Raw genomic sequence first — 21,485 nt, 5'->3', positions numbered from 1 at the left:
TTCTCCTTTTAGCTTAAATAGATTTTCGCTGGAAATAGTAATATCCTCCGAGGAAAAATACGATGAATCCGCCACCTACTACGGTTAACAATTGCTCCCACGGTACAAAGAATACATCGTCTGTATTGCCCCCTATATACATCATCGAAAAGGGTTGTGCCCAAGGATAATACGGACCAATTCTTTCAGAATTCACTGCTAAAATTGATGGTAAAGTAAATATGACATTAACAGCAAATGGAGCAGCAAAGCTTTTAAACATAATGGACATCCACAATTGCAAGGCTACTAATGGCAATGTCGCTACCCAGCCTCCTACTATGCTTTTCCAAACAATCTCCATAGGAAAAGAATCTGTATAGCCTTTTACCATCCCAACAGCAAAGACCGAGCCTAAATACAATATCTGCATTGCTAAAACAAGCAGCATAATCAATATGTATTTAGCTACAAATACTTTCCCTCTTGTTACTGGTAATGCTAAAAGTTGCTTCCATCCACCAGACTGATGTTCATACCTACAAATAAGACTGGTAAAAACACCAGAAATAAGAGGTAAAAATAATAGAGCATATGTTAAATTCATCGAAAATAACGATATATACCACTAATTGATTTCAATCCCCTGCATGTTGTCCTCTAAATTAGCGGATAGTCCTATAAAAAGTCCAATCATGGGTCCTGCTAAAATAATTGGTACCATTTTTGATTTACGTAACTTAAACCACTCAGCTTGAAGTAAAGCAATCATTATTTCACGTCCCTTCTTGCAAAATCAACCATGCCGATAATATAGAGTAAGATACCAATTCCTACGCYKMATAAGACATTGATCATCGGCTCATTCCATTGGTTCATCAATGATGGCCATTTCCATATCATCCAATCTGGAAGAACATAGGAAGAATAGGTAAAAATCACCCCAAAAATGCCTACAGTTATAGGAATCCCTTGATTATGACTTACACTCGCTATCCACAATTGAAGTGCCAAGATAGGTAATGCTGCAAAAGCAGGGAAATAACTATATTTGGCTAGCTCCATGTAAGGTACCGTGTCACCTAATTCTAAAAACAACCCGTAGCTCAGCGTAAAAAACATTAATAACGTTGAGGCGAAGAATAGTAAGATAGCTAACAACGTAAATTTAGACAAATACACGGTTAATTTCGAAATAGGTAATGCAATGAGCTGCTTCCAAGCATTGGTCTCATTTTCAATGCTTGCTATGAATGACGTAAGAATGGCAATACCCAAGACTATGGCAAGCGGTGTAAATGAATGCACATTTAATAAGAAATAGCCCCAATCATCCTCACTTTGCTGTAAGAGATAATCCTTTCTTACTCCATAATTGACCATTTGCAGAGCAACCACCCCTAAAGGGCCAATAAGCGTTAGAAGCCATAATCCTTTACGTTTGATTTTTAAGAAGTCAGCAGTTAATAGCTTTCCCATCATATCCCCTGTTCTCCCATCGTCATTTGGAGGAATATATCCTCCAATGAACGTTTCTCTTCCTCGACTCGGAATACCGATATACCCTCCTGAACAAGAACTTGGACAATATGAGCAACCTTTTCATCCGAGCACTCTTCTAAGAAAATCACACCACCCTGATAATCTGCCTTAATACCATTTGCTAATAAGAAGCGCCATCCTTTTTCACCATTGTTTACTTTAAAGGTAACCTTTGGTTGGGCAAATCGACGCATAGCCTCAATAGAATCTTGGAAAATTAATTTCCCTTTCGAAACAATCCCAACTTGTGTTGCCATTTGATCAATCTCTGATAATAAATGGCTGGAGATTATAATGGTCATGCCATATTCCTCTGGTAATCTTTTAATTAAATTACGAATCTCTATAATGCCTGAAGGATCTAGGCCATTCGTTGGTTCATCTAAAATAAGTAATTCAGGACTATGTAGTAAAGAAGCAGCAATACCAAGACGTTGCTTCATTCCTAAAGAGAAACCTTTGACCTTTTTATGGGCAGCTTCCTTCAAACGGACAATTTCCAAAACTTCATCGATTCGAGTTTTCGGTACACCTAGTATTTTTCTTAGTGCCTCTAGATTCTCATATGCTGTTAAATGTGGATAATAAGAAGGGTTTTCCACCAACGAACCAATCTTAGCTAAAATTTGGATACGTTCCTTCGTAATATTCTTTTCAAAGACTTTAATTGTTCCAGAAGATGGCTTCATTAAACCTAGAAGCATTCGAATTGTAGTCGTTTTACCTGCCCCATTCGGACCTAAAAATCCATATATTTCACCTTTGCGTATTTGCAAGTTCAAATTTGATACAGCTTGCTCTTTTCCAAAGCTTTTTGATAAGTTTTGTGTTTGTACGATAAAGTGCTATGTAGACACCTCTTTAACTATCTTAAAAAGGGAAGTTTAAAAAAAGGTATGGGCTAAGTTTAAATTTTGTTTAAAAAATCATTTCTATCATAAAAAAAATCTGCGAAGCATTTATTTCTCAAGCTTCGCAGATTTTTTTATGATAATTTTAGTACCAGAGTGATCGGAATGGATATCCCATTCAAGATGCATGCCCTTTATCATGACATCAAMAATTGACAAGCCGATTCCGGCTCCCTTTGCATTCGACTCATTTTTCATCCCTTGACCATGATCCTCAACAATAAATGCTGTATAACACGCCGTCGATTCGGTTTTCACACTTATATATTTACCACTATTCGCGTGGCGCAGTACGTTTTGGAAAATATTATCAAATACTCTCCCTAACCATAATGGATCAACACGCCATTCAACAGGTTCAAATGACTGTAGCTCAATATCGATTGTAAAACCTTCTCGCTCGAAAACTGGATACCATGTCGTTAGATGTTCCCTTACAAATCGGATAACATTGATGTCTTTCGGTTCAAATTTATATTTACTTGCCATAAGCAGTGTGTAGGACATCAAATTTTCAATTAAAGCATCAATATTCACTATGGATGTGTCCATAGCCTTTAATGCCTGCTTCCCTTCCTCAGATAACGCTTCTTTGCTAATTGTATAGGATTGAGCTCTTACCTTTGTTAAAGGTGTCCGTAAATCATGTGATAAATTAGCAATCAGTTCACGTCTTAGCTGTTCTTCCTTCTGTTGACGTTGTTTACTGTCTCGCAGTTCACAAACCATTCTGTTAAAACTATGCTCCAATTGCCCAATCTCATCTCGTTTTTTCACCTGAATTTCAATAGGTAGACCATCTACATCACGTATTTCCATCGCCTCTTGCAGATGTAAGAGTCTTTTTCGAATTCCCTTGAAAAATAAAAGCGAAACTATAATAAAAAATAAAATAACTGCAATAACACCAAAAAATAAAAAGTTACCATAGTTATCATAGACCTTTATAAGTGGAGGATTAAATGCTACCCTTGGAATCTCTAATACAATAAAGCCATTTGATATATCATCACCTAAGAAGGCAATAACAGTAAATGGATCATCTCCATAACGTTCTTTTATAAATTGAGTTGTATAGGCTGGTGTCCACTTTGCTGGTAACAGATCCTTCACATTCCATGTAGTCAGTAAGTTCCCCTCTTCACTTACCCAAAACATAGAAGCCGTAGGAAATTGCTCTTGCCACTTTTGAAATAACTGCGTAATCGCATCATCTGTTGCATTGGTCATATTTTTAGCCTGTGCATGCCATTGCTCTTCAATATCACTTTCTACAAGTACTCCACTTGAAAAATCTCCTGTCCCTGTCTTTGTAATGCCTAATACGAAAATAGCAACACCCAGATAGGAGATTTGCACAATAGATATGGCTAATATAATAATGAGCATATATTTCGCTAATAATGATCGAAAAAATTTCATTGTTTCACCCTATAGCCAATGCCTCGGATTGTTTCAATAATCATAGGCTTTGCAGGATTGATTTCTATTTTTTCTCTTAAGTAACGAATATGCACCATGAGTGTTTTATCACCTTCTATATAGCTCTCACCCCAAACACCCTCATAGAGTTGTTCCTTCGTTAAAATTTGATTTAAATGACGAATAAAATATTGTAATAAATAAAATTGTTTTCCTGTCAAAAGAATTTCTTCTTCATCAATCGTATTGATTATTTGCATATCTTTCGTATCAATTTTAAGGTGCTGCAATGTCAGTACATCATCACTTTTTTGATATCTTCTTAATAATACTTCCAGTCTTGCTACGAGCTCATCAGGGTGAAATGGCTTTGTTAGGTAATCATCAGCAAAATGCAGCCCTTCAATTTTATCTTCAATAGCTGTTCGTGCTGATAACATTAGAATTGGCAGGTCTTTATTTTCCCGTTTAATTCTTTTACCTATGGAGAAACCGTCCAATCCAGGTAGCATCACATCCAATATAGCAATATCTTTTGAGTTAATATGTTGCTCAAGCCCTTCCCCTGATTCCAGCCATGTCACGTCATAACCTCGTTCAGTTAATTCCTTGCTTACCCATTGTCCGATTTCTTTTTCATCTTCTATGTACAATATACGAATCAATGTTCATCCTCCTTGATACATTTAACTAAAATTAGAAATTTATAATTTCCATACATGGTTATTATAGGGGAACTGTTATTTATTTTCTTAGGAAATTCAAAAACGTTGATTTATTGAAAAAAGCAACTAATAAAAGTTGCTCTTTGATAGTATACGTTGCTACTTTATCAACTGCTTCAAATTCATTTAGAAAGGTGAAGGGAATCGGTATTACAAGGCAAGCCCCAAAGCATGCAAGAATCATATACTCCTAAGTTGAATTATTTTTTCATCGACGTTGCTCGCTTCACATTTAGGTGCTCGAAAAAAGAAACTTTACTTCTTTTTTCTTTGATAAATATGCTAACATGGCCCTAACTATATTAAAAATATTAGAGAAATATAATTTACTTAGGTTTTACCTATAATAGAGGGGTGTTTATGTTTGGATATAAGACAACTACGCTATTTTATAGCGATTGTGGAGGAAAAAAAGATTTCTGCTGCGGCTGAAAGGTTACATATTTCTCAACCACCATTAAGTCAGCATTTAAAAACGATGGAGGAAGAACTCGGTTCAAAGTTGGTAGAAAGGAGCGGCAAGTATTTTGAAGTAACTGAAGCGGGAAAGACATTATATAAATATGCGTTGCAGGTTGCACAATTAATGGAAGAGGCAGAAGCAGAGGTTAAGGATATTGGATTAGGCCTTCATGGTCGATTGACATTGGGCATTAATACATTTTCAGTAATTGAGCTACCTCAATTACTACAACAATTTCAACAATATTATCCAAAGGTGACTTATAAAATTCAACAAAACGAATCTTCTTATCTATGTAAATTAGTAAGGGACCGTATTGTAGAACTTGCCATCATTCGCTTACCTTTAGAATTAGATGATTTCTCTGTTCTTCATATGTACACTGAACCATTTTACTTTATACAATCCAAAAAATTCGACTTCTTAGAACACAATGTATCTTTAGCTGACATACAAAATTGGCCAATCCTTTTACCAAGCACTGAAGGCTTAGGCGTACATTATTCGATATTAGAAGCATTTTCTCGCTTCCAGTTGCAGTCCCACATTGTTGGAGAATGCTCAGATACGGCACTGTTAATGAACTTGATCGCTGCTGGCTTTAGCTCCTCTATCGTACCTGAAACTATTTTAAAACAATATGGAGATTTACCACTTCATGCATACAAAATTCCATCAGCAGAATTATCCACCTCAGTAGGACTCGTATGGCTGAAGAATCATTATTTATCTAAAGCCGCTCAAAACTTTGTGGATTTAATGAGGAAATATTATTGTTAACGATTAATAAAAAAGAGAACAAATTAGAAACGTTAGTTTGCTCTCTTTTTGAACAGTTATTGAATAATCAGCATATCATTCTCATCAAACTGCCACATGTCGCCATAGGCAACTTCCCAATAGTAGCCATTTGGATCTTGAAAATATCCACTATAGCCACCCCAAAATACAGTTACGGGCTCCTTAATAATTTCTGCACCCGCCTTTTTTGCTAATGCAAAGACTCGATCTACTTCTTCTTTTGATTTACCATTATAGGCAAGCGTGATTCCACCAAAGCCTTGKCTAATTTCTGGTGGATTGGATTCATTAATATCTTTGACTAAACGTTCAATTGGAAATAACGATATTTTTGTTCCTCCATTATTAAAGAACATGACATCGGGATTCGTCTCCTCTCCGTATACCACCACTTCAAAACCCAGTCCCTCTCGATAAAAATTTAGAGATTCCACCATATCTTTAACACCTAATGTAATTAAATTTAAACGATTCATCTTCAAAATCCCCTTTTTAAAGTATTACTACTTTAATTCTCTACCGAACGTATATTTCCTTTTATTACCGCAAGATAAATATTTGTTTAATTGTCTCCAAAGCCTTTTGTAGACTACTCGATATTTTTTACTAGTAGTTAAGACCAATCAGGTGTGACTTTTTTATTTAATCGTTCATCATCAATAAATATTTTTACTCCTCTAATCATTGCCAGCTCACAAAAGTTACCTCTACGTTTCTATGACACAAAAAAGTACGTACTTTTTTTGAGAGTTTATTAGCAGCATAATGAGTAAGCAATCCAATAATCACAAAACATGGAGGACTAAAAATGATTACTCATTTACAAGATACAATCACTTTAAATAATGGCCTACAAATGCCTGGTATGGGTTTAGGGGTTTTTCAAGTAGAAAATGACGCTACTGCAGAAATGGTTAAAAATGCTATCGAGGTTGGTTATCGAAGCATCGATACTGCTGCTATTTATGGCAATGAAGCAGGTGTAGGAGAAGGTATTAAACAAGCTCTAGCATCTACTGGCTTACGTCGTGAAGATTTATTTATCACATCTAAAGTATGGAACGATGGTTTAAGCTATGATGAAACAATTGCTGCATATGAAGAGAGCCTAAAAAAATTAGGATTAGATTATTTAGACCTTTATCTAATTCATTGGCCTGGTAAAGATAAATATGCTGAATCGTGGAAAGCACTTGAAGACTTATATGAACAAGGCAAGATCAAAGCAATCGGTGTATGTAACTTTACTGTGGCACACTTGGATAACTTATTATCATTTGCTCATATTAAACCTGTTGTGAACCAAGTGGAATTCCACCCACGCTTACAACAAGTGGAGCTTCGTTCATTCTGTGACAAGCACCAAATTCAACTTGAAGCATGGGCACCTTTAATGCAAGGTGGACTTCTTGAAGATGAAACAATTTCAAAAATCGCAACAAAATACGGAAAATCAAATGCTCAGGTTATTTTACGCTGGGATGTACAAAATGGAGTGATTACAATTCCAAAATCAGTACGTAGAGAGCGTATGATGCAAAACGCTGATATCTTTGACTTTACTTTAACAGACGAAGAAATGGCATTAATCAATGAGATGAATCGTGAACAACGTGTTGGACCAAATCCAGATGAATTTGACTTTGCTCTATAAGCATTAAAAAGAGGAAAGAGACTGTCTTGTATATGACAGTCTCTTTCTCCCCTCATTATGATGTTTGCTGCATGGCAATATCATCATCACGTTGTTTTAACAGTACATCTTCACCTTTATCCTGTAATAATTCAACATGTTTTTCACCCCACGTACAAAGCATGTTCAGAATTGGTTCCATTCCTTGTCCATAGGCTGTTAATGAATATTCAACTTTTGGTGGTACTTGATTGAAGACCTTTCGATTGATTAACCCAGCCTGCTCCAGTTCCCTTAATTGGTTTGTGAGCATTTTTTGTGAAATACCTGGGATCAATCGTCGAAATTCGTTTGTTCGAATTTTACCATGGTGGTTTAAATGACAAAGAATAACTGGTTTCCATTTACCACCAATAACTTCTAGTGTAGCTTCAACACCAATATTATAAACTTTTTGCATCGTAAACCTCCTGTAATATCCAAAAGTAACTAAAAGTACTCTACATATCTTTTTGGTATGTATGAATATTACTACACATAATAAAAAAAATCAAAGGAGATAGTAGTAAAATGTCAAAATCAAAAAAGCCAAATGCTAAACTTACCTTACTAGCACTTGCTATCAGTGCATTTGGTATAGGGTCCACTGAATTTATCAGTGTGGGACTTTTACCATTAATTACAGATGACTTTGGTATTTCTCTTAGCACAGCTGGCTTAACCGTTTCTATATATGCACTAGGGGTAACTGTTGGGGCTCCCTTACTAACAGCTTTAACATCCCGCCTTAGTCGAAAAACCGTATTATTGCTTGTCATGTCCATTTTTATAGTGGGTAACCTAGCAGTCGCTTTAGCTCCTAATTTCGCATTACTATTAATCGGACGTATTATTTCAGCATTAGCACATGGTGTGTTTATGTCCATCGCTTCTGTTATAGCAGCAGATGTAGTGGAACCAAATAAACGAGCAAGTGCTATCGCCTTTATGTTTACTGGCTTAACATTAGCTACTGTAACAGGTGTCCCACTCGGTACATTTATTGGACAAGTAACAGATTGGCGTATGTCATTCGTTTTTATTGTTGTCATTGGAATTGTCGGTTTAATTAGTAATGCATTTTTAGTACCTAGCCAATTATCGAAAGGCAATCCCATCTCTATCCGTGATATTGGCAAAGTATTAGGCAATATTCGAATGATCTTAATACTATTCATTACCGCAATTGGATACGGCGGTGCTTTTGTTGTCTACACATATGTTTCACCTATTTTAGAGCAATATATGGGGTATTCTCCACATACAGTCGTCATTATTCTAGTTGTCTATGGTATTTGTGTAGCTATCGGTAATACTCTTGGAGGTCATTTTGCTAATCATAATCCACTACGTTCCATCTTTATTATTTTTGTTGGACTTGCATTGGCATTGCTTGGCATTGGCTTTACTCTTGAATCACCTATTATGGGATTAATAATGGTGCTGACAATGGGATTGTTCATGTTTATGAATGTCCCAGGATTGCAGCTATATGCTGTTCTACTATCTGAAAAATATATACCATCAGCAATTTCAATGGCCTCAGCATTGAATATTTCTGCTTTCAATATTGGCATATTTTTAGGATCATATATCGGAGGCTTTATTATTCGCCACCAATCGTTGGCGCATACGCCTATATACGGATTCCTGATGGTTATGCTAGCAGCAATTGTTACACTTTTATGGTTACTTTTCGATAACAAAAAACAATAACTCTCTGAATTTCATTTTGTATAAAAAAGTAGTAGAGAATGTGTATTGTTTGTTGATATGTAGTATCCTATAATTTACTTGAACCAAACGAGAATGATTATCATTCTAATTTAAGGGAATACCCTTACTGTTTTAGTAAATCTATAGGAGTGAATAAAATGCGTAGAGGTCGATATTTTTCATTTGTAGTTTTCTTTGCACTTATATTCGTATTAAGTGCCTGTGGCTCAAATGAAGTAAAAGAGGATACAGCTACAGAAGAACAATCATCTAAAGATACAAGAATTGTAGAAGACGAGTTTGGAAAAGTAGAAATTCCTACAAATCCACAGCGTGTAGCTGCTATCTATTTGGAAGACTATTTAACTGCTTTGGATGTAAAACCCGTTGTGCAATGGTATCACCCATCTTGGGGAAAACAGGACTATTTAGGATTAGATGTTCCTGAGTTCGACATTACTGGTAGCATGGAAACATTATTACAAGCCAAGCCTGATTTAATCATTGTAGATGGTGCCGCAGACAAGGCAAAGTATGATGAATACTCAAAGGTAGCGCCTACTTACCGCTTGAAAGAAGATATTCTACAAGATCCACGTAAAATTGTAGAAACAATAGCTGATGTTTTAAATATTCCTGATAAAGCAAAAGAAATGGTTGATCGATATGAGCAACGTGTTTCCGATTTAAAAGCAAAACTAGATGAATCAATCGGAGACGAAACAGTTGCTGTTGTACGACTAAATGTAGCAGATAATACATTAGCGTTATTTGGCATTAAAAATCGCTACTCTGGCTATATTTACACAGAGGCAGGCTTAACACCACATCCATTAGCCCGTGATATGACAGAGTTTCACGAGGTTTTATCAGAAGAGGCTATCACGGAATTAGATGCGGATCATATCATCCTTTTCCCTTCAAACGGAACATGGGAGTCTAAAGAAAACCAAGAAGCCATTAAATGGTTAGATAGTACACTATGGAAAACACTCCCTGCTGTAAAAAATGGGCATGTTTATATTGCTGATCGCACATATTGGCAATCTGGCGCAATCACAGCCAACTTGCTAAAGTATGATGATTTAGAGAAATRGTTCGTCAAATAATTTTCCAAARAAAGCTYTTAATGAGGGCTTTCTTTGTGTTGTTCTGCCAATTMAAAAAAAGGGGGGAATTATCAATGGGTAACTTAACACATGTTTATACGTTACAAAATATCTCTTATTCAATTCAATCATCAAAAAAGTTATTGATTAGTAGTGATTTCTATACACTTTTGATCGTAATGAATGGTAGCGGAAAGCTAGCCATAGATCATGACACCATTCATTTTAGTGAAGAAAAGTGCATATTGATTCCGCCAAATAACACGGTTAGTATCCATATTCAAAGTAAGCACCTTTGTTTTTATCAATTACAATTCAACATTGTCAATCTCAGCAATAGTCAAAATTCATATAGTCATTTTACAAGTATCAGCGAACGACATCTTCTCCCCTTTTCACAATGTCATAGACTGCTAGAAGTAATCTATCAGAACCGGTTARCGGAGGATGATCACACGATTTTTGAACAGCATGTACACTTTCAAGAGCTGATGTTATTACTCTTACATCAAACCATACCCAAGCAGATGCAAAAAAATGATCGACAATCTGTTGAGCAGTCCATTAACCATTTACATAAACATTTTGAAAAAGAGTGGACGGTTGAGCAGCTAGCACAGCTAGCTGACGTACCAAGATGGAATTATACGCGCATTTTTAAAGATATTACGGGACAAATTCCTCTTCACTATTTAACTAAACTTCGTATTGAAAAAGCTAAGCAATTATTAATGACAACAAATGATCGAGTATTTGAAATTAGCCAGTCTGTCGGATTTAATAATGAGTATTATTTCAATCGTCGTTTTAAAGAACATATTGGCATCTCTCCAGGACAATATCGAAGAAATCAAAGCAGCCATATACGTGTATTTGCACCATTCTTAGAAGATTTCTTTGTTGCGCTTGGGATTACGCCAATTGCTCAATTCAGTCATTCAAAATGGGGGAAACAAGACTATTTAGGTCTACAGAAAGTGCCAGATATCGATGTACAAAATAGAGAAATGGATCGACTCTTTTACTATAAGCCAACTTTAATTATGTTAGATTCTGGTGTAGAGCGTTGGGAATCCTTTCAGCACTTAGATGAAGTAGCCCCCGTCTGCCATCTTTCACACCCTGGAGAGAATTGGCAATCTACTTTATTTAAAATTGCAGATCTAACAGGAAAAACCTCCTTGATGCAAGACGTAATCCTACAATATGAAGATAAAGTACAACAAGCAAAAGGAATTCTTAGCAAATCTGTTTATGGGCAAAGTGTAGCATTTCTCCGTATTTCAGCCATTGGCATTACTCTATACGCGGGTCCTGAATGTGGCTATACGGGCCCCATTTTATATCGTGACTTAGGTTTAATGCCACATTCACTAGTATGGAGTATTCCGCACAATCAACGTAAAGCACAACTGACATTTGCTCAATTGTTGCAATTAGATGCTGATCATTTATTTATTACCTTTGATAAACAACATTCCATTTATGAAAATGAGGAACGTGCTATTTTAAAAACTCCTACTTGGAAAAACCTAGCTGCCGTTAAAAGCAACTGTGTCTATGAAGTAGACTTTTTAACATGGATGAATTATGGCATTTTATCACATAGTAAAAAAATTGATGATGTCTTGAATGTACTTGGCTAAAAGGAAGCTTACTTTAGCTTCCTTTTTCAATGATTAGGACAAACATTGCACTGCTAATAACACCGAAAGCCGTTTTGCTACATAAGATAGGATATCAGTTATAGGATAGGAGGAATGACCTTGTATTACAATCCTTATCCGTATTTTGTGCATCCCTATCATTATCCAACATCGCCTATCGCTAATCATTTTGCCATTAGACCCTTTTCGCAACATCTAGCAATGCCGACCAATAATCCTTTTCCACCTGTCGATACACACAAATTAAAAGCTTCAGCATCACGGATAAAGGCGATGATGCAGCAAGCCCAATTACTTACGGATAAAATAGATAGCTCCCAACAATTCGCACATGATTTAATGAATGCTGCTCAACTTTCAAATAAAACAGAGGTTGAAAAATTAATCACATCAACAGGCATTACGATGAAATTTGAAACAAACTATACACCAGACAGTTTTAGAATACGTCTTATTGATAATGATTGTTGTGGAGTCACCTTAAATTTGAATTGGTGAAAATTCCTAGTGAACTTGTAAACTATAAAAAACTATGCTAAAGTGTTTGTATTGTTATTTCTGAAAATTCTTATATTACTTTTCTTATCAAGAGAGACGGAGGGATTGGCCCGATGAAGTCTCAGCAACCAGCTAACAGTATGGTGCTAATTCCAATTGGCAAAATGATCAGCCTTGAAGATGAGAAGAAGAACTACCGTTGTTGCAGCAGGAGTCCTCTTCTATTAGGGGACTCCTTTTTATTTACAACTATTTTTACAGAAAGCAGGGAAATCAATGTCTAATGAACTTTTACAAGCATTGCAATTATTAAAATCGAAACAGTGGGTTGACTTAACACATACATTCGGCCCTAATTCACCACATTTTTTTATGTTTGAGGACGCTAAATTTGAAACGTTATTTTCTCATAAGGACGGTTTCTTCGCTCAACAATTCACGTTCCCTGGTCAATATGGCACACATATCGACCCACCCATTCATTTTGTGCGAGATACTCGCTACTTAGAAGAATTAGAACTAAAAGAGCTTGTTCTTCCCCTTGTTGTTATTGATAAATCACAAGAGGCTGCGAGCAACCATGATTTTTCATTAAGTGTTGAAGATATTCTTGATTTTGAGGACAAGCATGGAGAACTTGAAGCATGAACATTTGTAGCATTACGCACAGATTGGAGTAAGCGCTGGACAGATAAAGAGGCTTTCAGTAATAAGGATGCAGATTTACATAACCATATCCCTGGCTGGGGTTTAGAAGCTTTACAGTTTTTACTAAAAGAACGCAAGGTAAGCGCAATTGGTCATGAAACTTTCGATACGGACTCTGCTGCTGATTTTCGTAAAAATGGCAAGCTAGATGGCGAATATTTTGTGCTTGACCAAGACACCTATCAAATTGAGCTAATGACGAATTTGGACAAGCTACCTGCGAAAGGCGCTATCATCTTCAATATCGTACCTAAGCCAGAAAAAGCATCTGGCTTCCCTGTGCGCTCATTTGCTATTTTGCCATAACATAAAAGTCGGTATAGCGTATACCGACTTTTATGTTTGTCCATTTCTTTTTTTGAATAAAAAGTAAGCAATGAGCATCCCTACAATAAATAAAAGGATAAGATAGATACTATAATGAGTCAGATAGTATCCAACAAATCGCCATTTCTCTCCAAGCATCTTTCCTAATGATATAAATGTGAACGTCCAGATAAATGCCCCTGTATAGGCAAAAAGCGCAAACTTTCTATAAGGATAATTATTAATAGCCGCAATATATGCTGTCAAATGGCGTACCCCGGGGATAAAATAGCCAATTAATAATAGGGTAGGTCCTATTTTTGTAAACATCTTTTTCGTAAAGTCAATTTTTTGCTCTGTAATATGAATTTTAGGGCCATATTTCTGCAATAACGGTAAGCCAAAACGATAACCAATATAATAGCTTAAGGTAATGCCTCCAACCGCACCAATCATTGCACTGACTAAAGCAGGAATATGTTCAAGACTTTCTCGGTAAACACTATAGCCTACATAAGTTAGCAAAACCTCATCATGAAGTTGCACCCATCCAATACCACCAATTATAAGCACGGNNNGACCAAAGTATCCGTAATGTTCAAATAGAGACTGCACGTGATGTGCCATAAATCATCCCACCTAAATTTATTAAAATCTACCTGCTATATATAGTGTAGCCTCAGCGCTCTAAATGACTTGAAGCTGACGTAAAGCAAAATTGATACCGCCATCTGTAGATGTCTTTGTAACAAAATTCGCAACACTTTTTAGAGCTTTACTACCATTTCCCATGGCAATTCCTACTCCTACATATTCCAACATGTCAACATCATTATCCCCATCCCCAAAGGCAATCGCATTCTTAGGGTCAATATTGAAATGATCAAGCACCGCTTTAATAGCTATAGACTTCGAAACATCCTGCTGTAATACATTCACAATATAAGGATGCCAACGCTGTAAAAATATATTCGAAAACTGGCTAGTATATCTTTTTTCAGCCAGCTCATCCGCATATAGACACATGAGAAAAACCTCTTCATCTACAATTTTTTCATTTATAAGTGGAAAATCCCGTAAAGATAAAGTTTCTTGCATCGCTCTTAAAGCTACTGGACTTTGTATGCTATTCATGGATAGCTGCTCTGTAAAAAATGTTAGGCTATGCTGCTGTTCCTGTGCAAATGCCTGTACATTGCGGACAATTTCTTTGGCAATCGGAGTTTTATGTATGACAAGATCCTTATGTTTCACATAGGCCCCATTTGCAGTAATAAAGGTTTCAATCCCCAGCGCTTTTAACTCATAGCACATAGATAAGGGTCTTCCAGTAGCCGCTACAAGATGGATTCCTTTTTCTTGCAATAGCTGAATAGCTTGTTTTGTACTTTCTTCCACACAGCCATCCTCGTAATTAATCAATGTGCCGTCTACATCAAAAAACACGATATTATACTTCATTTTKAGAACCTCCTTTATAGTCATTTAGAACCAATTTATAATTTTTCTCCCATGAAATATGTGAAAGTATTTTGACAAACTTTAAGCAAACTATATAACTTCCTTTTGCACCACCGATAAAAACTATTACAAGCGTATTTATAATAATATTTAACTAAAAATTCCTTGAATATTTTTATTTAATAATTCTAAAGGAGTATACCAAAGAACACAAAATTGTTAAAATAAAAGATAATATCTTAAATACATTGAACGATAAAATCTGACGTATAAATAGAACAAAAGAAATAAAATTTTAGTGCACGCAAAGGAGTTGATTCTTATGGCATTTAACATTTACTACTATGAAAGTAGTGTGGATTGTAAATTTTGCAAAAAGCAGTTTACAACATATAAAGTTCGCCCTAATCGATATAAAATTATCGAAGAACAGACGGATTTCATGCCTGTTTACGATGGCCTAAACCCTTTGCTATATGAAGTTGCCGTATGTCCACATTGTGGCTATGCCTACCATAAATCTATGACACGGACATATGGACCTTTCATGCTACTCATTGATGAACTATACATTAAAGAGCTCCAGAAACCTATGGATATCTGTCAGGAACGTACAATTGATGATGCCATTATCAGTTTTAAGCTCGCCTATTTAGTATCCCGTGCATCAATGGAAGAATCTCTTTTAATGGCGAATTTCGCTTTAAAAATTGCTTGGCTCTATCGATTAAAAAAGGACGAAGAATCCGAAAAGCGTTATCTTTTTGCAGCTAGAGACTTTTATAGTAAATCCTTTGCCTCTAATCAAGAAGGTGGAGAGAGAATTCAGTTTTTACATGCTGAATTAAGCCTTCGACTTGGTGATATTCCTGAAGCAAAAAAAGGATTTTCACGCTTAATCGCTGATCGAAATGTTTCGCCAAAATATCGCAAGCTTGCACGCAATCGTTGGGAAAATTATAAATATGACGAACAACCCATAACAATTAATGAAATCATTAATTAATGGGACGAGGAGATGATTAATTATGTTGCTATTTCAAAAGAAAATTGATGTGAGAGAAGAGGATATATTTTCAGAGCTACATCATTTTTTATTAAGAAAAAATAATCGCTACCTAACAAACGAAGAAGTTGTCGCTCTAACAGGCGTATCATCTGAGCTGCTTTACAAATGGGTAAAAGCAGGTAAATTAAAGAACTCCATTTTTCCTAATTTAGGGGCTCCATGCGAACGATGTGGACAGATTACGCAAGCTAAAATTTGCGTGAGCTGCTCTTCCTCCATTGTTGGGACATTAAAACAAGAAGAAAAGGATCGTGCATGGTTTAACCAAATTCAACGTAACCATGTAAGAGCAAGTACGTATCATTATAAATAGCATTCCAACATCTCCATCAATTGGAGGTGTTTTTCTTTTTTACATACTAAATTTAAACTAATTTTAAACAAATTCTTCCTAAACTTTAAACTTGCCTTTCTATAATTAGTATCAATATAAAGTGAAGGGCTGATAATTAATGAGGAAAGCTAGGAAGCATAAGGTTTTATTAAGTTTTGCACTGGCAAGTTTAATGACAGTAAGTGGAGTAGTAAATGTCTCTGCTGCTGTCCCTGTAAATGAGCAGATTATTAAAAACGATTCTGCCGTCAAACAAGCTAGGACTTCTAATGAAACATTACTTGATTGGAAAAAATGGGCGAATGACCATGCATACAGCCTGTCATCCATCCAGCCTGAAACGTTTGACGGACAAAAAATTCCCGCTAACAAATTTGACGATTTAGAGATGCTAAAACCTTTATTACATGATAAACGTATTGTCTTTTTAGGGGAAAGCTCTCATGGAGTGGCGCAATTCAATCTAGCGAAAACACGTTTAATACAATTTTTACATCAAGATATGGGCTATAATGTCCTTGCCTTTGAAAGTGGTATGGGTAATGTGATGAATGCTCAAGGACAAATTGATAAACAAGCAGCTCTACAAACAATGAAGGATGCCATTTTCGGCGTTTGGTGGACAAAAGAAACTTTGCCTCTGTTTGACTATGCAAAATCGACTCAAGCAACAGAGCAACCTCTTGTACTTACTGGCTTCGATATTCAACAGCAAGGAGCATTTACGAACGGAGATTGGCTGCAAAACCCTAAGTTGGCTCAGCAATTCGATGAAGCTGAGAAGCAACTTGCTGAATGGAGCTCGGGAAAAGATTTGAAGGGCTATCAAAAAGTAAAAGCTACTATAATTGATGTATATAAACAGGTAAAATCACAAATACAATTCAAAGAAAAAGAGCTACAGGCAGCTTATCCAAAAGAGCCTCATATTGTAAAACTAATGGATCGCACTCTAGCAGATCGTATTCGACTAGCAGACGAATATATAGAGTTAACAATTCAGTCCAATATCGACATTGAACAAAATAATATAGAATCATTTTTGCAAACTATGGAATGGCGAGATCAAGCGATGATGGAGAACTTACTTTGGTTAGCTGAAGAGGTGTACCCTACAGAAAAGTTTATTGTATGGGCTCATAACGATCATATTCGTAAAGCACAATCGGATGTAATGGGATCTCCTTACCCAGTTAAATTAATGGGGGAACGTTTACCTGATATCTATAAGAAATATAGCTATGTATTAGGTCTATACATGACTAGTGGAGAGACAGCTAATAATATGGGAGAACCTATGCCTGTTTTACCTCCTGTCAAAGGATCTATTGAAGATATTCTGTCTTCAACAAATAAACCTTACACATTCATCGATTTACGCAATCGACAAAATGAACGAGGCAACTCATGGATGTTTGAACCACGCTTATCCTATAGTTGGGGAATGATACAGGAAAGTCTTGTTCCGCGCGACCAATACGATGGTATACTTTTAATAGATCAGGTGAATAAACCAACTTATATCAAATAATCTCTCTTATTAAACAATAGCAAACTAGATTTCCTAGTTTGCTATTATTTTAAGTATCCATCGATATAGTATCCCATTCTTCGTCTTGATATCCAATCATCCAAAATAAGCCTCTCCGTCTTTCCATCACAACACTTTCATTTAATGCTAAAGGAGCTTCTTGTCCATTGATGCGGCTATCTACACAAGCCCAATGTAATCTGTAAATTTTATCCGCCTCATCCACTATATCTTCCTTACTGCGCAGTACCGTTTGACCATAAAATTGCTCAAATGTCTCGCAACGAGAAACTACTTGAATTGCATATTCACAATCACATACATCGTCAGGGAAATTTAGCTCTTCCACAAGTCCCAATGCCCAAATAAGTGTCCAATAGGCTTCATATTGCCATGATATATTGACAGCTTCTTGAGCACCAGGATGCTGAGCCTCAAGAAAGAATTTTTCATGCTCCGTTAAAAATTCATGCACCTCATATGTGTGTAGCATATTGGTAAAGAACTCTCTAGACTCCTCAATATCACCCTTCTGTGCTACATCACAAGCGAATTGAATAACAATCAACAGGGCAACTGCTCTTCTTGCAATATCCTCTTGGCTTTTAAATTGAAGATTTTCTACTGGTGGTAGCTGAGGAAGCGATGCCGCATAAGGTATGTTCTTCTCTTTTAAAAAGGCTATCGTTCTAATTTTTCGTGCCTCTCCCTGCGCTGATGTGACCTCTTGTGCATGTATCTTTCTTGTACAAGCATGTGGTTGAAAATCAGATGGACCTGATTCTCCATTAGGATAAACAATAACCATACCGTTCTGATCCAGCAAAGTACCATCTGATAGGAAACCAATCCCCCCTATGCTTGCTAGTAATTTTATAAATTGCTGCATATGGTCTTCTGTCATCTCTTTGTTCATTTCGATTGCAACGACAGTATTGAGCACTGATATTTGAATCATTATACGTTCTTTTAGCTGTTCATCTTTAAATGGAATTTTATCGTAAAAGCCCATCATCCCAGGTATATTTTTTGCAAAATAATCAGGGTGCGTATCTTCAGTTAAAATGTTTATAGAACATCTATATTTATTAAATAAACCTCTTGATTTTAATAAATATTCGTTTTCATCTTTTTCAATAATGAAGCTTTTTGCCAATACATCGGATAGTTTATCCTGAATATCATCTGTATCATTTTTGGAAGCGAATATCGTAAAATGGTTCAATCTACTCTCTCCTTAGTCGCATATAGCATTTTAATAACCAATTTTCCAAACAACTAAGCGCTTGGCTAAACAGCTGTTTATTTTTCCGTAGCACCTCATGTTCAACCCAATATGCCAGCAAAGGACGCCATTTTTCTTCGTCTATCATAGTTGTAGGTGTGATTCCCCGCTGCATCATCTGACAAACAGCTCGGATGGATGTTAGCCTCTCTACTTCGTTGCCATTTAACCACTCGTATAATGTCTCTGCACTTGGTTGTGACTCAGCTAAAAGTGTATCCCACCCATCAATAGGAAACGTGACATAGGATCTCATCCAGTCTATAATATTTGGATGGTGAAATTGGCGTAGACGATATAGGGCAGTATAGGCATCAATTCTATCTTTTTCGATATCCATTAAGATAAAAGATTGTCCTTCATTAACTGGCAAACAATGTACTGTTACATAATCACGCAGCCAGTCAGGTACGTCATTCTGTCCTTGCCAAAGTTCTCTCGCCCAATTTCCCGCCTCACTCGGACATATCTTGACTAAAATTTCACTCCACGCCTTTTGTTCTGATTGAGATTGAGCTCGCTCTAACTTATGTCGAAGAGCCTGATACACCTGTACTCCATCAAAATGCAAAAATGCCTCCTGCACGCTTGTTTTTTTCACCCCATGCATGGAAACATAATGAAGTAAAGATGCTAAGCTGGATTGAGCCTGCTGTAAATTAGAGCTTAAATATTGTTCTAGCCAAGTTAGCCATAATTGTGAGCGATACAATTCAATATCCAATCCATTTTCACTACAAAATTGACGATGCTGTCCGCAATCTACGCCAATACAGCCTAAAGCCGTCATATTATCAACGTACGAATGAAAGTTGGCAGCAAGCAAATCAAGCTCATCTTCTTCATGGCTCCAATACCAAACCGTTTCGTCGTCAAGCTTAAGGAGAAGGGCATCTCCATTACCGGCCGTAAAAAATTGTAAATATTGCTTTTCATACGATTCATCATTCTCTCCAAAGTAAGGAAAGTCTAGAGCTTTTAGGCTCCAGCCAAATTCACCAGAAGGCGTATCTAACAATTCAGTGGGAAGTATCGCCTCATCTGGTAATGACCAATAAATACTTACTTGCTTTGAGCAATTTTGCAACAGTTGACGAAACCCATTAGGGATTTGTACACCAAGTCTTTCCTCAACCTGCTGTAACTCTTGCTCGGTAGCGACTGGCCGCATTTCAATCGGATGTACACAAGCTCCCTGCTGCTTCAATCGCTCTACTAAATGATTCCAACGCTCAATCCACATTGTCTCTAACCTCCATATAAGGCTCATGTGATGTCATACTTCTTATTTATCGTCAGGAAATCATTTACTGATTAGGCTAACTTTAAACAGAATGACAAAATGCTATTATTTTACTGCCATCTAAACCTTCGTATATGATAAATGTCTCAGCTATATTCATTCTTTTCTATTACGTCTTAATGAATTATTTTACTTTCTTTACTTCCATCATAATTTTGGTTACATACTCTTCTTCTCGATTTTTCATTACGGCATCATAAATGTATTCCTCGTATACATACTGACCTAGCTCATAACCCTTTTCATGCATGACATTAAATAGCCGTGTGTATGTCTCACCAAGTTTTGAGGAGGGGCCTACATGATAACCAATCACAAATTCACCCTCTATCGCCTTAAAATAAGGATGCCCTTCTCTTGGATGAGGCTGCTCAATATACAAATAACTATAGTTATCGTAATTCCCAGCTAACACTTGCTCTCTTCTTGTTATCCCTCCAATGGGATACCCCGTATCTAATTGAGAGCGATCCAATTCCTCAATAAAGTCAGATACAGCCTTCACAAACTGCTCTTCTGTAGAATTCTCAATATTTTTACTCAAATATAATGTATCTTCAGGAAAATACTCAATCGTGATGTCCTTAAAATTTAGATGCAGTGCTTCCTCTGTCATTTTGATTTTGACATCAATAATATTCTCAATCATTTCTAGTTCTCTACGCTTCTTCGCAACATGCTCTTTTTGTTGGTGCATCAATTCTAAAAAATTTTCAGGTGATTTCTCTGCCATATAATGCTGAATATCCTTTAAGGACATCCCCACTGCCTTTAATAATTCAATAACACCGAAAAAATCATATTGAGCAAGTGAATAATACCTATAGTCCTTACTATCTTTCATGATGGGAGATAATAAACCAATTTGATCATAATAAATAAGTGTCTGTTTATTCACCTTACATAATTTAGCAAATTCACCAGTTGTAAAATACTTTACATTTTTATTAAGCATTTTTTGAGTTTCCTCCCTTGACTATAWA

20 protein-coding genes, 2 pseudogenes and 1 riboswitch are annotated in these 21,485 nt (G+C 36.3%); of the genes and pseudogenes, 10 read left to right on the top strand and 12 right to left on the bottom strand.

From position 1 onward, the window contains the following. Positions 1–13: 13 nt before the first annotated feature. The 5 genes and pseudogenes from ACHZEU_RS15220 to ACHZEU_RS15200 all read right to left on the bottom strand — a co-directional run bounded on the left by ACHZEU_RS15220 (position 14) and on the right by ACHZEU_RS15200 (position 4,519). Positions 14–751: pseudogene (locus ACHZEU_RS15220) on the bottom strand (ABC transporter permease). Beyond that, positions 751–1,461 carry an ABC transporter permease gene (locus ACHZEU_RS15215; protein WP_404803530.1) on the bottom strand — a complete coding sequence of 237 codons (711 nt, stop codon included), beginning with the start codon at positions 1,459–1,461 and terminating at the stop codon, positions 751–753. Before ACHZEU_RS15215 ends, ACHZEU_RS15220 begins: the two are co-directional and overlap by 1 nt. Next, positions 1,458–2,303, bottom strand: coding sequence for an ABC transporter ATP-binding protein (locus ACHZEU_RS15210; RefSeq protein ID WP_404803529.1), 846 nt, complete (start codon positions 2,301–2,303; stop codon positions 1,458–1,460). Before ACHZEU_RS15210 ends, ACHZEU_RS15215 begins: the two co-directional genes overlap by 4 nt. A 177-nt stretch (positions 2,304–2,480) precedes the next feature. After that, positions 2,481–3,854 (bottom strand): histidine kinase dimerization/phospho-acceptor domain-containing protein, encoded by a 1,374-nt coding sequence (locus tag ACHZEU_RS15205; protein WP_404803528.1) that lies wholly within the window; start codon positions 3,852–3,854, stop codon positions 2,481–2,483. After that, on the bottom strand, positions 3,851–4,519 hold the full coding sequence (locus ACHZEU_RS15200; RefSeq protein WP_048394040.1) for a response regulator transcription factor: 669 nt from the start codon (positions 4,517–4,519) through the stop codon (positions 3,851–3,853). The genes ACHZEU_RS15205 and ACHZEU_RS15200 overlap by 4 nt, the downstream gene beginning before the upstream one ends. A gap of 424 nt (positions 4,520–4,943) precedes the next feature. Here ACHZEU_RS15200 and ACHZEU_RS15195 point away from each other — a divergent pair, with 424 nt between their 5' ends. Then, positions 4,944–5,822, top strand: a complete 879-nt coding sequence (locus ACHZEU_RS15195; RefSeq protein WP_048394039.1) for a LysR family transcriptional regulator — start codon at positions 4,944–4,946, stop codon at positions 5,820–5,822. Between the two features lie 56 nt (positions 5,823–5,878). On the opposite strand, the gene ACHZEU_RS15190 is transcribed toward ACHZEU_RS15195, so the two are convergent. Beyond that, positions 5,879–6,319, bottom strand: a complete 441-nt coding sequence (locus tag ACHZEU_RS15190) for a VOC family protein (RefSeq protein ID WP_404803527.1) — start codon at positions 6,317–6,319, stop codon at positions 5,879–5,881. A gap of 332 nt (positions 6,320–6,651) precedes the next feature. On the opposite strand from ACHZEU_RS15190, the gene ACHZEU_RS15185 reads away from it, so the two are divergent. After that, the gene (locus ACHZEU_RS15185; protein ID WP_016992626.1) at positions 6,652–7,497 is read left to right on the top strand and encodes an aldo/keto reductase; all 846 of its coding nucleotides are present in this window, start codon (positions 6,652–6,654) and stop codon (positions 7,495–7,497) included. A 55-nt stretch (positions 7,498–7,552) separates the two neighbouring features. Here the strand turns inward: ACHZEU_RS15185 and ACHZEU_RS15180 are convergent, their stop codons facing one another. After that, positions 7,553–7,936 (bottom strand): helix-turn-helix domain-containing protein, encoded by a 384-nt coding sequence (locus ACHZEU_RS15180; RefSeq protein WP_016992625.1) that lies wholly within the window; start codon positions 7,934–7,936, stop codon positions 7,553–7,555. 110 nt (positions 7,937–8,046) lie between these two features. Between ACHZEU_RS15180 and ACHZEU_RS15175 the strand changes: the two genes are divergently transcribed. The 5 genes and pseudogenes from ACHZEU_RS15175 to ACHZEU_RS15155 all read left to right on the top strand — a co-directional run bounded on the left by ACHZEU_RS15175 (position 8,047) and on the right by ACHZEU_RS15155 (position 13,519). Continuing rightward, on the top strand, positions 8,047–9,231 hold the full coding sequence (locus ACHZEU_RS15175) for an MFS transporter (RefSeq protein WP_048394031.1): 1,185 nt from the start codon (positions 8,047–8,049) through the stop codon (positions 9,229–9,231). Positions 9,232–9,389: 158 nt separating this feature from the next. Beyond that, positions 9,390–10,340 (top strand): ABC transporter substrate-binding protein, encoded by a 951-nt coding sequence (locus tag ACHZEU_RS15170; RefSeq protein ID WP_404803526.1) that lies wholly within the window; start codon positions 9,390–9,392, stop codon positions 10,338–10,340. Between the two features lie 74 nt (positions 10,341–10,414). Further along, entirely contained in the window at positions 10,415–11,986 is a 1,572-nt protein-coding gene (locus ACHZEU_RS15165) for a helix-turn-helix domain-containing protein (protein ID WP_404803525.1), read from the top strand. 120 nt (positions 11,987–12,106) lie between these two features. After that, positions 12,107–12,505 (top strand): hypothetical protein, encoded by a 399-nt coding sequence (locus ACHZEU_RS15160; protein WP_016993417.1) that lies wholly within the window; start codon positions 12,107–12,109, stop codon positions 12,503–12,505. A gap of 81 nt (positions 12,506–12,586) precedes the next feature. After that, positions 12,587–12,692: riboswitch (SAM riboswitch) on the top strand. 89 nt (positions 12,693–12,781) lie between these two features. Further along, positions 12,782–13,519 (top strand): annotated as a pseudogene (locus ACHZEU_RS15155) (cyclase family protein). A gap of 30 nt (positions 13,520–13,549) precedes the next feature. Here ACHZEU_RS15155 and ACHZEU_RS15150 read toward each other — a convergent pair. Beyond that, positions 13,550–14,146, bottom strand: a complete 597-nt coding sequence (locus tag ACHZEU_RS15150; RefSeq protein WP_404803524.1) for a DedA family protein — start codon at positions 14,144–14,146, stop codon at positions 13,550–13,552. A gap of 60 nt (positions 14,147–14,206) precedes the next feature. Then, positions 14,207–14,980 carry a Cof-type HAD-IIB family hydrolase gene (locus ACHZEU_RS15145; protein WP_048394023.1) on the bottom strand — a complete coding sequence of 258 codons (774 nt, stop codon included), beginning with the start codon at positions 14,978–14,980 and terminating at the stop codon, positions 14,207–14,209. 322 nt (positions 14,981–15,302) lie between these two features. Here ACHZEU_RS15145 and ACHZEU_RS15140 point away from each other — a divergent pair, with 322 nt between their 5' ends. From ACHZEU_RS15140 to ACHZEU_RS15130, 3 genes are all read left to right on the top strand, one after another. After that, a complete protein-coding gene (locus ACHZEU_RS15140; protein WP_016993422.1) occupies positions 15,303–15,986 on the top strand; it encodes a DUF2225 domain-containing protein in 684 nt (227 codons plus the stop codon). A 22-nt stretch (positions 15,987–16,008) separates the two neighbouring features. Then, positions 16,009–16,362, top strand: coding sequence for a hypothetical protein (locus ACHZEU_RS15135; protein WP_016993423.1), 354 nt, complete (start codon positions 16,009–16,011; stop codon positions 16,360–16,362). Positions 16,363–16,501: 139 nt separating this feature from the next. Further along, positions 16,502–17,914 carry an erythromycin esterase family protein gene (locus ACHZEU_RS15130; RefSeq protein WP_279493370.1) on the top strand — a complete coding sequence of 471 codons (1,413 nt, stop codon included), beginning with the start codon at positions 16,502–16,504 and terminating at the stop codon, positions 17,912–17,914. A gap of 49 nt (positions 17,915–17,963) precedes the next feature. Here ACHZEU_RS15130 and ACHZEU_RS15125 read toward each other — a convergent pair whose 3' ends face one another. From ACHZEU_RS15125 to ACHZEU_RS15115, 3 genes are all read right to left on the bottom strand, one after another. Then, the gene (locus tag ACHZEU_RS15125) at positions 17,964–19,139 is read right to left on the bottom strand and encodes a DUF4272 domain-containing protein (protein WP_259419980.1); all 1,176 of its coding nucleotides are present in this window, start codon (positions 19,137–19,139) and stop codon (positions 17,964–17,966) included. Position 19,140: 1 nt separating this feature from the next. Continuing rightward, positions 19,141–20,442, bottom strand: coding sequence for an SMI1/KNR4 family protein (locus ACHZEU_RS15120; protein WP_279493371.1), 1,302 nt, complete (start codon positions 20,440–20,442; stop codon positions 19,141–19,143). Positions 20,443–20,626: 184 nt separating this feature from the next. Beyond that, positions 20,627–21,457, bottom strand: a complete 831-nt coding sequence (locus ACHZEU_RS15115; RefSeq protein WP_009370580.1) for a MerR family transcriptional regulator — start codon at positions 21,455–21,457, stop codon at positions 20,627–20,629. Positions 21,458–21,485: the final 28 nt, after the last annotated feature.

This window comes from Lysinibacillus sp. S1, assembly GCF_044986265.1.
GTDB classification, from domain to species: Bacteria; Bacillota; Bacilli; order Bacillales_A; family Planococcaceae; genus Lysinibacillus; species Lysinibacillus capsici.
Note: the sequence above shows the minus strand (reverse complement) of the source record. Positions and strands in the feature narration are given on the sequence as shown.